Source organism: Georgenia sp. X1117, from assembly GCF_057784635.1.
On sequence record NZ_CM173492.1, the window covers coordinates 851,705 to 866,217 of the forward strand.

Genomic DNA, 14,513 nt, shown 5'->3' on the forward strand with positions numbered 1-14,513 from the left:
ACGTTCTCTGCGTGGCAGAAACTCATGGGCCCGGGCGACGACGTCGACGGATAGTTCCGGAGGTGGCCGGGCACCGGTGGCGCCGATGCCGCCGGGCCTGGCCGGCACGCGGTCTCGGCACCGAGACGCACGGGAGGGCCCGACGACGGACCCGCACCAGCGAAGGAGAAATCGATGAGACGTCCCAGCACACGGCAGCTCCGCAGGTCCGTACCTCTCGGCACCGCGGTGGCGGCTGTCCTTGCGCTGAGCGCCTGCTCGAGCGGCGGGGACGCGTCCGCCGACAGCGACGGTGACGGACTGACCGAGCTCAACGTGGGGGTCATCCCGATCATCGACGTCGCCCCCCTGTACCTCGGCGTCGAGCAGGGCATCTTCGAGGAGCACGGTCTGGAGGTCACGCCCCAGTCCGGGCAGGGCGGCGCCGCCATCGTCCCGAGCGTCGTGTCGGGCGAGTTCGAGGTCGGCTTCGGCAACTCGATGTCGACCGCGATCGCCTCCTCCACCGGCCTGCCGCTGAGCGTGATCGCATCCGGGGTGCGCACCACGGGCGACCCCGAGACCGACCCGTTCACGGTGATGTCGGGCGATCCGGCGATCGACTCCGCCGACGACCTCGAGGGGGCGACCGTCGCCGTCAACACCCTCAACTCGAGCGGGGACGGCGCGATCATCCACACCGTCCGCGAGGCGGGCGGGGACCCGGACACGATCGAGTTCGTCGAGATGCCGTTCGACTCGATGCCAGCGGCGCTCTCGAGCGGTGACGTCGACGCCGCATGGATCGTCGAGCCCTTCGTCACGCTCGCCGAGGATGCGGGGGCACACGTCGTCTATCCGCTCCTCATGTCCCTGGCCGAGGACTTCGAGGTCTCCACCTACTTCTCGTCGGAGTCCCTCGCGGCGGAGAACCCGGAGGTCGTGGAGAGCTTCCAGGCCGCGGTGAACGAGGCCAACGAGTACGCCCAGGAGAACCCCGACGAGGTCCGTCGTGTCATGGACACCTACCTCGACCTGCCCGGCGACCTCACCGACCGGGTCCGCCTCCCCGCCTGGGGCGCGGGGGTCTCCCGTGAGTCGCTGGAGATCTACGTCGGGCTGGCCGACGAGCGTGGCCTCCTGCAGAGCGAGGTCGACGTCGACGCCATGCTCGAGCTGGCAGACGACTGACGCACGGCCCATGGACGCCGGACGGGGCGGCAGCCGGGTCTGACCCGGCTGCCGCCCCGTCCGGCGGTTCGACGCGCGGTCGGTCAGTCGGCGGAGTCCGCCGACCAGCCCGAGGCCGCCGAGACACCGGAGTCCGCCGACCAGCCGGAGTCGGCCGAGTGCTGCGGAGCCGGGGCGGGCGCGGGGGCAGGCGCCGGAGCAGGGGCGGGCGCGGGTGCCGGAGCAGGTGCGGGTGCGGGGGCGGGCGCCGGAGCAGGGGCCGCGGGCGCGGGGCTCGGGGCCGAGACCGGGGTCGGCGCGGAGACCGGGGAGACCGGGGAGACCGGGCTCGGCGCGGAGACCGGCGTCGGGGCGCTGACCGGGGAGGCCTGCGTGGGAGCCGAGGGCGCCGTGCGCGGGGAGCTCGCCGAGACCGAGAGGGTCTCGCTCAGCGGGGTGGACGGTCCGGCGGCCTGCGCGGAGGGCACCGACGGGGCCGAGGGGGCCGAGAGCACGCGCAGCTCGCGGCCGGAGTCCGAGCGGCCCGAGGTCTCGCTGCCCGCCGTGGCCGACTCACCGTCGGCGAGGGCGACCGTGCTGCCGCCGACGATCGCGGCGACGGCGAGCGTGCCGGTGGTGATCCAGATCTTCTTGCTCATCGCGTGTCCTCTCCTGGCCGCTGGGCCGGTCCTGCGGAGCGACCCTGCGGTCCTCCGTCGTGATGGCATCAGCCTCCTGCGCCGCGGTGGGAGGCCGAGGACAGGCAGATGAAGAGATTGTCATCACGTCGGCGGCCGGGGCCGCCCGCCCCGCTCGGGTCTCAGGCGGCGTCGCAGGCGGCCTGGGCGGGCCGCTCGCGACGTCCGCGTGTCCGGCGCCGGGCTCAGAGCTCCTGGCAGTAGGCGTCCCCCGCGACGACGGACTCGTCGAGCCTCTCGGTGTCGAGCCTCGTCATCCCCTGCAACGCATCGGCGGCCGCCTGCGACAGCTCCTCGTGCCCCGGTACCTCGTGGCCGTGCATCCCACCCATGAGGCCGGAGAACCCGGCCAGCTGCGCCATGCGGAGGGCGTCCTCGTCCCCCACCTCCGACCCGACCATCAGCCACTCCTCGGACGGCCGGCCGTCGGCCCCGACCTCCGTCACCAGTGCACAGGCGGTGGCGAGGCGGGCCTCCTCGGAGACGTCGATCTCGGCCTCCGGGAGCCCGCGCTCCTCGCAGCCGGCGACCAGTGCGTCGAGCCCCTCGGCCATCGCCTCGGTGTCGAGCCGCATGATCCCCTCGAGCACGGTGGTGGCGGGCTCCATCAGCTCCTCGTGGCCCTGGAGCGGAGCCTGGGTGGTGGCGCCGAGCATGCCGGTGGCGCCGGAGATCATGAGCACCTCCGCCTGCGTCTCCTCGCCGATGAACCCGTCCCACTGCTCGACCGGTGTGGCGCTCGCCTCGATCGCGAGCGCGCACGCGTGGTTCGCGAGACCGTCGGCGTCGGTGACGGGCACCTCATCGGCGCCCGCCCCGCACCCGGCCGCGACGAGCAGTCCGGCCGCCCCGAGCGCCAGCGCCCCGTACCTCGTCGTCCTCGACATGTCACCTCTCCTGCTCGGGCCCCACGCGGTCGCACGGGCGCCGTCCCAGGGTAGGTGCCCGGCCGGTCCGCGGAGCCGGGTCGGGCGGGGCACCGACCCGGCATAGGCTCGCGGCATGACGGGCTGGCAGTTCTGGATCGACCGCGGCGGCACCTTCACCGACGTCGTGGCACGCCGCCCCGACGGGACGCTGACGAGCCACAAGCTGCTCTCCCAGGACCCGGGCCGCTACCGGGACGCCGCCGTCGCCGGCATCCGCCAGGTGCTGGGGCTGGCTCCTGGGGAGCCGGTGCCCGCCGGGTCGATCGACGTCGTACGCATGGGCACCACGGTGGCGACCAACGCCCTGCTCGAGCGCACCGGCGAACCGACCGCCCTGGTCGTCACCCGCGGCTTCGCCGACGCCCTGCGGATCGGCTACCAGGAGCGGCCGCGCATCTTCGACCGACACATCGTCCTGGCCGAGATGCTGCACGAGCGGGTCATCGAGGTCGACGAGCGCATCACCGCCGACGGCGAGGTCCTCACCGCCCCGGACCTGGCCGCGCTCGAGCCCGAGCTGCGCCGCGCCCGGGCCGACGGCATCGACGCCGTCGCGGTGCTGTGCCTGCACAGCCACCTCCATCCGGCCCACGAGCGCGCCGTCGGGGACCTCGCCCGGCGGATCGGCTTTGCCCAGGTGTCCCTGTCCAGCGAGGTCAGCCCGCTGATGAAGGTGGTGCCCCGGGGCCAGACCACCGTCGTCGACGCCTACCTCTCCCCCGTGCTGGCCCGGTACGTCGACCAGGTCGACGCCGAGCTGCCGGGGGTGCGGCTGCTGTTCATGCAGTCCAGCGGCGGGCTCACCGAGGCCTCGCGGTTCCGGGGCAAGGACGCCATCCTCTCCGGTCCGGCCGGCGGCATCGTGGCGATGAGCGAGATGGCCGCCGGGGCCGACCTGGAGCGGGTCGTCGGCTTCGACATGGGCGGGACCTCGACGGACGTCTCGCACCACGCCGGCGAGCTCGAGCGGGTCTTCCACACCGAGGTCGCCGGGGTGCGGCTGCGCGCCCCCATGCTCGCCATCCACACCGTCGCCGCCGGCGGTGGCTCGGTGCTGCACGTCGAGGGCGGGCGCTACGTCGTCGGGCCCGACTCGGCCGGGGCCGACCCGGGGCCGGCCTGCTACCGGCGGGGCGGCCCGCTCACCGTCACCGACGCCAACGTCATGCTCGGCCGCATCCAGCCCGCGCACTTCCCCCACGTCTTCGGTGAGGGCGGCGACCAGCCCCTCGACGTCGGCACGGTCCGCGACCGCTTCGCCGCGCTCGCCGAGCGGCTGCGGGTCGAGACCGGTGACGAGCGCACGCCCGAGCAGGTCGCCGAGGGCTTCCTCGAGGTGGCCGTGCACCGCATGGCCGGGGCGATCAAGAAGGTCACCGTCGCCCGCGGTCACGACGTCACCGACCACGCCCTGGTCACCTTCGGCGGGGCCGGCGGACAGCACGCCTGCGCGGTGGCCGACGCCCTGGGCATCTCCACCGTCCTCGTCCCACCGATGGCCGGGGTGCTCTCCGCGCTGGGCATGGGCCTGGCGGACGTCACCGCGATCCGGGAGCGCTCCGTCGAGGCGCCCCTCGAGGAGGCCGGTGCGCTGGCCGACCTCGCGGGCGAGCTGGCCGACGAGGCGCGCGAGGAGGTCGCGGTCGCCGCGGCCGACGCTCCGGTCGAGGTCCGCGCCCGCGCGCACCTGCGCTACGAGCGCACCGACACCGCCGTCCAGGTCGAGCTCGCCGACGCCGCGGCCATGCGCGCAGCCTTCGAGGCCGAGCACCGGCGCACCTACTCCTTCCTCATGGACCGGCCGCTGGTCGTCGAGGCCGTCTCGGTGGAGGTGGTGGCCCGCTCGCCGCGGCCGCGCGTCGCCGTCGAGCCCGAGCCGGCCGGCGAGCCCACCGAGGTGAGCGTCCACGTGGGCGGCCGGACCCGGCAGGTGCCGCTGCGCCGTCGGGCGGGGCTCGCCGGCGGTGAGCGGGTGGACGGGCCGATGCTGCTGACCGAGGACGACGGGACGACGCTGGTCGAGCCGGGCTGGGCCGCCCGGGTGCTGCCCGACGGCGCCCTGCGGCTGGACCGGGCCGCGCCGCGCGATCGCCCCTCGGCGACGACGGCGGCCGACCCCGTCCAGGTCGAGGTGTTCGCGCACCTGTTCATGTCGGTGGCCGAGCAGATGGGCGCCCGGCTCGAGGCCACGGCGCAGTCGGTCAACATCAAGGAACGCCTCGACTTCTCCTGCGCGCTGTTCGACCCGGACGGGCACCTGGTCGCCAACGCGCCCCACATCCCCGTGCACCTGGGGTCGATGGGGGCGACCGTCCAGGAGGTGCTGCGGCGGCGCCCGGACCTCGCGCCCGGACAGGTCGTCGCCGTCAACGACCCCTACCACGGGGGCACGCACCTGCCCGACGTCACCGTGGTCACCCCCGTGTTCGACGACGCCGGCACCGAGCTGGTCTTCCTCGTCGCCTCGCGCGGGCACCACGCCGAGATCGGCGGGCTCACGCCCGGCTCGATGCCCGCCTTCTCCACCGGCGTGGACCAGGAGGGGATCCTCTTCGACGACTGGCTGCTCGTCGACGACGGAGGCTTCCGCGAGGCGGCCACCGAGGAGCTGCTCACCTCGGGCCCCTACCCCTCGCGGGACCCGGCGACCAACCTCGCGGACCTGCGCGCCCAGGTGGCGGCCAACGCCAAGGGCGTCGCCGAGGTGGGGGCGATGGTCAGCAGGTACGGGCTCGACGTCGTGCAGGCCTACATGCGCCACGTCCAGGCCGCGGCCGAGGAGTCGGTGCGGGCGGTCGTCGACCGGATCGAGGGCGGCAGCCACGTCTACGAGACCGACTCCGGGGCGCGCATCGCCGTCCGCGTGGAGGTGGACCGGGCGGCGCGGGAGGCCACGATCGACCTCACCGGGACCTCGGCCCAGCTGGGCACGAACCTCAACGCGCCGGCGTCGGTGACGACGGCGGCCGTGCTCTACGTCTTCCGCACCCTGGTCGAGGCCGAGATCCCGCTCAACGACGGCTGCCTGCGGCCGCTGCGGATCGTCGTGCCCGAGCCGTCGATGCTGGCGCCCGAGCACCCCGGCGCGGTCGTCGGCGGGAACGTGGAGACCTCCCAGGCGATCACCGGTGCCCTGTACGCGGCCCTGGGGGTGATGGCCGAGGGCGCGGGGACGATGAACAACGTGACCTTCGGCAACGACCGGTTCCAGTACTACGAGACCCTCGCCTCGGGGTCCGGCGCCGGGGAGGGCTTCGACGGCACCGACGTGGTCCAGACCCACATGACGAACTCGCGGCTCACCGACCCCGAGGTCCTCGAGTGGCGCCTCCCGGTGCTGCTGGAGTCCTACGCCGTGCGCCGCGGCAGCGGCGGGGCGGGCCGGTGGCGCGGCGGGGACGGCGGCGTGCGCCGGCTGCGCTTCCTCGAGCCGATGACGGTGAGCCTGCTGACCGGCAACCGGCGGGTGGCGCCCTACGGGATGGCCGGCGGCGCGCCGGGGACGACCGGGTACAACCGGGTGGAACGGGCCGGCGGCGAGGTCGTCGAGCTGGCCGGGGTCGACTCGGTCGAGGTCGGCCCCGGCGACGTCCTCGTGGTCGAGACCCCCGGTGGCGGCGGGTACGGGGAGGCCGACCGCGCCCGGTCCGGCGTCTAGCGTGGTGGCATGCGGACGATCGGCAACATCCTCTGGTTCGTGCTCGCCGGCTGGTGGCTCGCCCTCCTCTACGTGATCGCGGGCATCATCGCCTGCGTCCTCATCATCACGATCCCCTTCGGGATCGCCTCGTTCCGCATCGCCGGCTACGTCGTCTGGCCCTTCGGTCGACGCACCGAGTTCCGCCGCGACGCCGGCGTGCTCGCGATGATGGGCAACCTCATCTGGATCCTCGTCCTCGGCTGGGAGCTGGCGATCGCCCACCTGGTGGCGGGGTTCCTCCTGTGCCTGACGATCATCGGCATCCCGCTGGGCATCGCCTGCTGGAAGATGGTGCCGATCGCCTTCGTGCCGTTCGGGCAGCACGTGGTGCCCGTGCGCGGCCGCGCCGACGACCCCTTCGCCCGGAGGTACTGAGGCGCCGACGTCAAAGGTACCGGCGCGCGACGGCCACGGTCTCCGGCCCGTAGGAGCCGCCGAAGATGACGGCGTGCATGACGAGCAGCACCACCTGGTGCAGGCCGACCCGCTCGCGCCAGCCGCGCGCCAGGGGTGAGACCTCCTGGTACCCGGCGACGATCTCCTCCAGGTGCGGACAGCCGAACAGGTCGAGCGCGGCGAGGTCGGTCTCGGCGTGGCCGCCGTGCGCGGCGGGGTCGATGAGGACCCCGACGACGCCGTCCGCCGTGCCTGCGCCGTCGGCGCCGTCCGTGCCGCGCGCCCACACGACGTTGCCGGACCACAGGTCCCCGTGCAGGCGGGCCGCCCCGTCCCCGACGAGCGCGGGCTGGTCGTGGTCGAGGCGGCCGTCGGCGAGGCGGTCGACGAGTCGCTCGAGGACGCGGGCGCCGGCGTCGTCGATCGAGCCGTCGGCGAGCGCCCGAGGGATGTAGGGCCGCACCTGGTACTCGGCGTAGAACGCGCCCCAGGAGGCGTGGACGGGCGGGTCGTCGTGACCGTGCAGCGGCATCGTGCCCGAGCTGCGCGGGACGTCGCCCGACCACCCGGGCGGGGCGCAGCCGAGCGAGGGGGCGCCGGCGGCGTGGGTCCGGGCGAGCGCGCGGCCGAACCCCGCGGCCGCCTCGGCGCTGGCGCGGCCGTGCTCGAGCCGCTCGAGGTCGACCCACCCCTGGCCCTCGTCGAGGATGTCGACGACGGGGGCGCCGCCGTCGGCCTGGGCGGCCGCGAGCCAGCGCAGGCCCGCCGTCTCGAAGGCGAGCGTGCGCGGGTGGTCCGTCTTGCGATGCGTGGCCATCACCCCATGGTGCAGGCGGTCGGACGTGGGCGCATCGGGCGGCCGCGCCGGGACCGTTGACGTGCAAGCGCTTGCATGCGACAGTGCGCGCACCCGACAAGGAGGTTTGGGACCATGCGACGACTTCGAGCACTGACGGTGGCCACCGGGGGCGCGCTCGCCCTCGCCGGATGCGGATTCCTCACGGGATCGGAGGACGGTGGGGGCGGGACGGACGCGGACGGGGGCGGCGAGTGCGAGCCCGTGACGCTCCGCGTCGCGATGATCCGCACCGCGAACGACCCGGGCACCCTGGCGGCCGAGGCGCTGTCCGAGCGGGTCTCCGAGCGCACGGACGGCGACGTGGACGTCCAGATCTACCCCGACAGCCAGCTCGGCGACATGAACGACGCCTACGCCGGCGTCGCCAACGGCGAGATCAGCGCCTACTACGAGACCATCTCCACCTACTCCACCCTCGCCGGCGCCGAGGTCTTCACCGCGCTGACCGTGCCGTTCATCTGGGACAGCTACGAGCAGTTCCAGGCCGTGCTCGACTCGGACGAGTTCGCCGAGGAGTTCGACCAGGCGGCCGAGGCCACCGGGGTGCGCGTCGTCGAGGCGTCCGGGGACAACGAGCCGCGCGCGCTGACCGCGAACCGGCCGATCGAGACGCCCGACGACATGGAGGGTCTGCGCATCCGGATCGCGGACGCCCCGATCCCGCAGGCCTTCGCCGTCGCCCTCGGCGCCCAGCCCCAGGTGATCGCGCTGTCGGACCTGTACTTCTCGCTCCGCCAGGGAGTCGTGGACGCCCAGGAGACGGGCTCCGTCGCCGTCGTCAACAACAGCATCTACGAGGTGCAGGACTACTACATGCCCACCGACTACATCCGCGACGTGCGCGCGTGGTACGTCAACGACGACCTCTGGCAGGGCATGTGCGAGGAGCACCGGACGATCCTCTCCGAGGAGATGGAGCAGGCCGGCGAGGACGTCACCGAGGCCACGCGCGAGGAGATCGAGACCGCGATGGGGACCATCGAGGAGAACATGACCGTCGTCGACGTCGACGTCGAGGCCTTCCGCGACGAGCTCGAGGGCGAGTTCGACCAGTTCGACGGCGACCTGTGGCCCGAGGGGAGCCTCGACATGGTGCTCGAGCTCGCCGAGGAGCACGCCGACGCCGCCTGAGCCCCCGCTCCGGGCGCCCGTGCCGGCACGGGCGCCCGGAGCATCGCCCCACCACCCGCGACGGCCCCGCACACCGGTCCGGCCGTCGGGCCCGCTCATGCAAGCGCTTGCAGACCACGTTCGAGGAGCAGGAGAGCATGGACCCCCAGGCACCACCACCACGGACCACCGTGCCCACGCGTCGAGAACGGCTCGTCCGACGCACCGCACACGTCCTCGCCGCGATCTCCGGCGCCCTGCTGCTCGTCCTCTTCCTCGTCAACATCGTGCAGATCGGCGCGCGCCCGTTCATGGGCGGCTGGATCTGGGTCAACGACCTCAGCCGGCTGCTCATCGCCTGGGTGATCATGATCGGCGCGGCCGCAGCCGTCGGGCTGCGGGAGCACCTCGTCGTCGACTTCGTCGTCGAACGCGCACCGGCCGGGCTGCGCACCGTGTGCGGCATCCTTACCAGGCTCGCCGAGGTGGGGATCGGCGTGGTCCTGCTGGTCTCCGGCACGGTCGTCGCGCTGGAGCGGATGAACATCGGGTACATCCAGCTCGGCATCCCCACCGGGTTCGCCTTCCTGGCGATCCCGTTCCTCGGCCTGTTCATGGTCGTGTTCGGGCTGCTCATGTCCGTCCGGGCACCGGAGCTCGGCCCGTCGGTCGCCGTCGAGGGCGGTGCGGACTCATGACCGAGATCGCCGTCCTGTTCTTCGTCATGTTCGCGCTCATGGCCCTGGGCGCACCCATCTTCCTGGCGATGCTCGTCGCCGTCCTCGCCACCCTCGTCGTCGGCGACCTCGGCTCGGCGACGGCGCTGCCCACCCAGATGGCGGCCGGCATCGACTCCTACGAGCTGCTCGCGATCCCGTTCTTCGTCCTCATGGGCTCGCTCATGTCGACCGCCGGCCTGACCGAGCGGATCGTCGGCTTCCTCATGTACTTCATCGGCGGCATCAAGGGCGGGCTCGCGCACACGGTGATCGGTGCCAGCGCCTTCGCCTCCTCGGTGAGCGGATCGGCGCCGGCGGCCGCCTCGATGATCGGCTCGTCGATGCTCCCGATGATGAGGCGGTCGGGCTACCGGCAGGAGTTCTCCGCGGCCGTCGTGGCATCGTCCGCGGTGCTCGGTCCGGTCATACCGCCCAGCGTGCCGATGGTGTTCGTCGCGCTGGTGACGTCACTGTCGGTCGGTCAGCTCTTCATCGCCGGGATCGGTCCGGGCATCCTGCTCATCGTCGGGCTCATGGGCGTCGTCGTCCTGCGCAGCCGCGGGACCGACCGCATCCCCGGCACCGAGGCGGTCAACCCCTACCGCCAGGACGGCCTGGCGAAGGTGACGATCCGCGCCCTCCCGGCGCTGCTCACCCCCGTCCTCATCCTGGCGGGCGTCATCGGCGGGTTCGCGACCGTCACCGAGATCGCGATCGTGTCCTCGGCCTACGTCCTGGTGCTCGGCCTGCTCTACCGGAGCCTCGATCTCGGCTCGCTGCTGCGGGTCTTCAAGGAGACCGCACTGTTCTCGTCGACGATCATGATGATCTTCGCGGCCGTCGGCGGATTCACCTACATCGTCGCCCTCACACGCCTCGGCAGCCGGATCGACGAGCTCGTGGCGGACGCGGGGATGGGCTCCTTCGCCTTCCTCCTGGTCACGCTGCTGTTCTTCCTGGTGCTGGGGATGCTCATGGACGCCATCCCCGCGATCCTCATCTTCGTCCCGGTGCTCCTGCCGACGGCGACCGCGCTGGGGATCGACCCGATCCACTACTCGGCGATGATCGTCGTCAACCTCATGGTCGGCCTCATCACCCCGCCGGTCGGCGCGCTGCTGTTCGTCACGACCAAGCTGGCGCGGGTCTCGTTCGTGCCGCTGGTGAAGGAGGCCGCCCCCTTCATCGCCGTCTACCTGCTGGTCGTCGTCCTCACGGCCTTCGTCCCGGCACTGACCACCGCCCTTCCCGGCCTGCTGTTCTGACCCGTGGGCCACGGCCCACCGACGAAAGGAATCCCGTGCTGCACGGCTACCACGAGTACATCTCGACGATGCTGGGACGCATCGTCGAGGCGAACGAGACCGTCCTGCCGCTCGTCGTCGACGAGACCGCCCGGCGCGTGACGGAGGATCGCCTCATCTACGTCTACGGGCCCGGCGGGCACGCCAACCTCGCCACCCAGGAGGCCTTCTTCCGCGCCGGCGGCCTGATGAACATCGCGGCGATCCTCGACGAGGGGACGATGCTCACCGGCGGTGCCCGCCGGTCGATGGCGATGGAACGCACCCCGGGGTACGGCCGGGTCGTCATCGACCACTCGGGGCTCGGGGAGGGCGATCTCATCCTCATCGTCAACTCCTACGGGATGAACTCCGCCGTCATCGACTCGACGATGCGGGCCAAGGAGCTCGGCGCGACCGTCGTCGGGGTCAGCTCGCGGGAGCACGCGGAGACCATCGGCCCCGACCACCCTGCGCGGCACCCGTCGAAGCAGAACCTCCACGACCTCGCCGACCTCTTCCTCGACTCGCTCGTCCCGGTCGGTGACGCCGTGGTCGCCTTCGACGGCGACGTCCCCAACGCCGGCGCGGTGTCGACCTTCGCCAACGCCTTCCTCATGAACGCGATCCAGATGCTCACCATCGAGCGGGTGCTCGCCGAGGGCGGTCGACCCGCCGTGTGGACCAGCGGGAACGCGCCCGGCGGCGACGAGGCCAACGCCAGGCTCGTCGACCGTTTCACCGGCCGGATCCGTCACCTGTGAGCATCGGGAGCACCATGATCACCATCGTCGAACGTCCCACCCACGCCTCGCTGGGTGCCGCGGGTGCCGAGATCGCGCGCCGAGCGATCGCCCGCGCGCACGACGACGGGCGCGAGGCGCGGGTCCTGCTGGCCGCGGCACCCAGCCAGCTGCCCGTCCTCACGGCACTGACGCAGCTCGACGGGCACGACCGCCCCGTGCGCTACTTCCACATGGACGAGTACGTCGGCCTGGGGCCGGCGGCGCCGCAGTCCTTCGGCCGGTGGCTCGAGGCCAACTTCCTCGACCGGCTCCCGACCGGCCACGCCGCGACCTTCGAGCGGATCCCGGCGTCGGGGGACCCCGACGAGATCCTGGCCGCGTACGCCGCCGCGCTGCCCCCGGAGGACTTCGACCTCGTGCTGTGCGGCGTCGGGATCAACGGGCACCTCGCCTTCAACGACCCCGGCACGGATCTCGACGACCCGCGGCCCGTGCGGCTCGTCGAGCTCGCCGCGGCCTCCCGGACCCAGCAGGTCGACGAGGGGCTGTTCCCCTCGCTCGACGACGTGCCCACGCACGCGCTCACCCTCACCGTGCCGAGGCTGCTCGCCTCGCGTACCGTCGTGTGCTCGGTCCTGGGCACGGCGAAGGCCGCAGCGACCCGGGCGATGCTCGAGGAGGGGGTGACGAGCGAGGTGCCGGCGACCGCCCTGCAGTCCCACCCCGACGTCACTCTGCTCGCCGACCCGGAGGCGCTGAGCCGTGTCGACCGCTAGCCGCGAGGGGATCGACGCCGTCAGCGGTCGGGCGGTGCGGGTCTCGGTCCGGGGCTGCGTCATCGACTCGGTCGACCTGCTCGACGGCGCGCGCGACCTGCCGTGGCTGAGCACGGGGCTCGTCGACCTCCAGGTCAACGGCTTCGCCGGCACGGACGTCAACGACGCCGACCTCACCGTCGACGACGTCTCCCGGATGGCACGCGACCTGGCCACCCACGGGACGAGCCACTGGGTGCCGACCATCGTCACGCAGAGCGACGAGCGCATCGTCCACGCGCTGCGCACGATCGCGGCGGCCGTCCGGTCCGACCCCGTGGTGGCGGGGTCGGTGCGGTGCGCCCACCTCGAGGGCCCGTTCATCTCCGCGGAGGACGGTCCGCGCGGAGCCCACGACCGCTCGCACGTGCGCGGGATCGACGTCGACGCGGTCCGGCGGTGGCACGAGATCTTCCCCATCGGCTACCTCACCCTGTCCCCGCACGAGCAGGACGCCCCCGCACGTATCGCCGCGCTGCGGCGGCTCGGCGTGGCCGTCGCGGTCGGGCACACGCACGCCGAGGCGCACCAGGTCGCGGCAGCGTCCGCCGCGGGCGCCTCGATGTCGACGCACCTGGGCAACGGGGTGCGCGCCGAGCTCCCCCGCCACCCCAACCTGCTGTGGGAGCAGATCGCGGACCCGACGCTGGCGGCCGGTCTCATCGCGGACGGCCACCACCTGCCGGCGACGGTGCTCGAGAGCATCGTCCGCGCCAAGGGAGTCGACCACTGCTTCCTCGTCTCGGACTCGGTGGCGCTGGCCGGGTCGCCACCCGGGCGGTACACGACGCCCGTGGGTGGTGAGGTCGTGCTGTCGGCCGACGGACGGCTGTCGCTCGCGCACGACGATCGGCTGCTCGCCGGATCCGCCGTGTCGCTGGCGGACTGCGTCCGGCACGCGGGCACGCGCACCCGGCTGTCCGTGACGGAGGCGTTGACGATGGCCACCCGCGTGCCCGGTCGGCTGCTGGGCGAGCTGAGCGGCACCCGTGACGTGGGCATGCTCGTCCCCGGGGCACCCGCCGACGTCGTCTCGTGGGACGAGTCGCTGCGACCGACGGACGTGCTCCGCCCCGCACCGACCCGGAGCGTGGGGTGAACCGCGCGCCGAGCCCACGCGCGCCCCGGCCGGTCCCGGTGACGATCGCGGACGTCGCCCGGGCGGCGGAGGTCTCCACGTCCACCGCGTCCCGGGCCTTCAACCACCCGCACCTGCTCCGTGAGGACACGGTGGCCCGGGTGCGGGCGACGGCCGACCGGCTCGGGTTCCGCCACAACCGGAGCGCCAAGGCGCTCAGCACGGGGCGGCCCTCGGCGCTCGGGCTCATCGTCCCCGACCTGTCCAACCCGTTCTTCCCACCCCTGGTGCACGCCGCCCAGCTGGCGGCCGAGGAGCAGGGCTACTCGCTCTACATCCTCAGCAGCGAGCACAGCGTGGCGCGGGAGAAGCAGCTCGCCACCGTCGTCAGCCGCGACGTCGCCGGGCTCGTGCTCGCGTCGCCCAGGATGTCGAAGGTGCAGGTCCGGGCGGTGGCGGACCAGGTGCCGACCGTCCTCATCAACGCCCGGGCGAACGGACTACCGAGCGTCCTCGTCTCGGCGGCCCAGGCCATCGCCGACGTGGTCGAGGAGGCGGCGGAGCAGGGCATCACCGGGGTGGCCTACATCGGCAGCGAGGAGAGCTGGTGGCCCAACACCGAGCGGGAGACCAGCGCCCGCACGGAGGCGGAGCGTCACTCGCTCCCCTACCGCCGCCTGTCGATCAGCGAACCCACCTACGACCGGGCGCGCGCGCTGGTCGACACGATGCCGGTCGTCCCCGGCGAGCTCGTCGTCGCGTTCGACGACATCGTCGCCCATGCGGTGCTGGACGGGATGAGTGCGCGGGGCCTGGCCGCCCCGGCGGACTACCGCGTGCTCGGCTGCGACGACGCGCTGCCCATCAGCACCCAGCCGGCCCTGTCCACCGTGCACCTCGACACCCGTACGGCCGCGCGGACGGCGGTGGACCTGCTGCTGTCCTCGGACCACGACTCGAGCGCGCGGCAGGTGCTGATCAGCGGCACGTACCGCAAGGGTGAGACGACCTAGGGGGTCGGGCCGCCGCGC

The 14,513-nt window shown here is 73.2% G+C and carries 13 protein-coding genes; 10 read left to right on the forward strand and 3 right to left on the reverse strand.

Going from position 1 to position 14,513, the window contains the following annotated elements; all coding sequences use genetic code 11:
- Positions 1 to 174 precede the first annotated feature (174 nt).
- Positions 175 to 1,170: an ABC transporter substrate-binding protein gene (locus tag AC3D3D_RS03850; protein ID WP_463660853.1), complete on the forward strand. Its 996-nt coding sequence runs from the start codon at positions 175 to 177 to the stop codon at positions 1,168 to 1,170.
- An 83-nt stretch (positions 1,171 to 1,253) separates the two neighbouring features.
- Here AC3D3D_RS03850 and AC3D3D_RS03855 read toward each other — a convergent pair whose 3' ends face one another.
- The gene (locus AC3D3D_RS03855; RefSeq protein WP_463660852.1) at positions 1,254 to 1,808 is read right to left on the reverse strand and encodes a hypothetical protein; all 555 of its coding nucleotides are present in this window, start codon (positions 1,806 to 1,808) and stop codon (positions 1,254 to 1,256) included.
- Between the two features lie 224 nt (positions 1,809 to 2,032).
- Positions 2,033 to 2,734 carry a hypothetical protein gene (locus AC3D3D_RS03860; protein WP_463660851.1) on the reverse strand — a complete coding sequence of 234 codons (702 nt, stop codon included), beginning with the start codon at positions 2,732 to 2,734 and terminating at the stop codon, positions 2,033 to 2,035.
- 115 nt (positions 2,735 to 2,849) lie between these two features.
- Here AC3D3D_RS03860 and AC3D3D_RS03865 point away from each other — a divergent pair, with 115 nt between their 5' ends.
- Positions 2,850 to 6,434 (forward strand): hydantoinase B/oxoprolinase family protein, encoded by a 3,585-nt coding sequence (locus AC3D3D_RS03865; protein ID WP_463660850.1) that lies wholly within the window; start codon positions 2,850 to 2,852, stop codon positions 6,432 to 6,434.
- 9 nt (positions 6,435 to 6,443) lie between these two features.
- On the forward strand, positions 6,444 to 6,851 hold the full coding sequence (locus AC3D3D_RS03870; RefSeq protein WP_463660849.1) for a YccF domain-containing protein: 408 nt from the start codon (positions 6,444 to 6,446) through the stop codon (positions 6,849 to 6,851).
- A gap of 10 nt (positions 6,852 to 6,861) precedes the next feature.
- Here AC3D3D_RS03870 and AC3D3D_RS03875 read toward each other — a convergent pair whose 3' ends face one another.
- A complete protein-coding gene (locus AC3D3D_RS03875) occupies positions 6,862 to 7,689 on the reverse strand; it encodes a fructosamine kinase family protein (protein WP_463660848.1) in 828 nt (275 codons plus the stop codon).
- 114 nt (positions 7,690 to 7,803) lie between these two features.
- Between AC3D3D_RS03875 and AC3D3D_RS03880 the strand changes: the two genes are divergently transcribed.
- The 7 genes from AC3D3D_RS03880 (at position 7,804) to AC3D3D_RS03910 (ending at position 14,495) form a co-directional block, all read left to right on the forward strand.
- Positions 7,804 to 8,862 carry a TRAP transporter substrate-binding protein gene (locus AC3D3D_RS03880; protein ID WP_463660847.1) on the forward strand — a complete coding sequence of 353 codons (1,059 nt, stop codon included), beginning with the start codon at positions 7,804 to 7,806 and terminating at the stop codon, positions 8,860 to 8,862.
- 137 nt (positions 8,863 to 8,999) lie between these two features.
- Positions 9,000 to 9,539 (forward strand): TRAP transporter small permease, encoded by a 540-nt coding sequence (locus AC3D3D_RS03885; protein ID WP_463660846.1) that lies wholly within the window; start codon positions 9,000 to 9,002, stop codon positions 9,537 to 9,539.
- Positions 9,536 to 10,825 carry a TRAP transporter large permease gene (locus AC3D3D_RS03890; RefSeq protein ID WP_463660845.1) on the forward strand — a complete coding sequence of 430 codons (1,290 nt, stop codon included), beginning with the start codon at positions 9,536 to 9,538 and terminating at the stop codon, positions 10,823 to 10,825. The genes AC3D3D_RS03885 and AC3D3D_RS03890 overlap by 4 nt, the downstream gene beginning before the upstream one ends.
- Positions 10,826 to 10,860: 35 nt before the next feature.
- Complete coding sequence (locus AC3D3D_RS03895) at positions 10,861 to 11,607, forward strand: sugar isomerase domain-containing protein (RefSeq protein WP_463660844.1); 747 nt, start codon at positions 10,861 to 10,863, stop codon at positions 11,605 to 11,607.
- Positions 11,608 to 11,621: 14 nt separating this feature from the next.
- Positions 11,622 to 12,365 (forward strand): 6-phosphogluconolactonase, encoded by a 744-nt coding sequence (locus AC3D3D_RS03900; RefSeq protein ID WP_463660843.1) that lies wholly within the window; start codon positions 11,622 to 11,624, stop codon positions 12,363 to 12,365.
- Positions 12,352 to 13,503 (forward strand): N-acetylglucosamine-6-phosphate deacetylase, encoded by a 1,152-nt coding sequence (locus AC3D3D_RS03905; RefSeq protein ID WP_463660842.1) that lies wholly within the window; start codon positions 12,352 to 12,354, stop codon positions 13,501 to 13,503. Before AC3D3D_RS03900 ends, AC3D3D_RS03905 begins: the two co-directional genes overlap by 14 nt.
- Positions 13,500 to 14,495, forward strand: coding sequence for a LacI family DNA-binding transcriptional regulator (locus tag AC3D3D_RS03910; RefSeq protein ID WP_463660841.1), 996 nt, complete (start codon positions 13,500 to 13,502; stop codon positions 14,493 to 14,495). Before AC3D3D_RS03905 ends, AC3D3D_RS03910 begins: the two co-directional genes overlap by 4 nt.
- Positions 14,496 to 14,513: the final 18 nt, after the last annotated feature.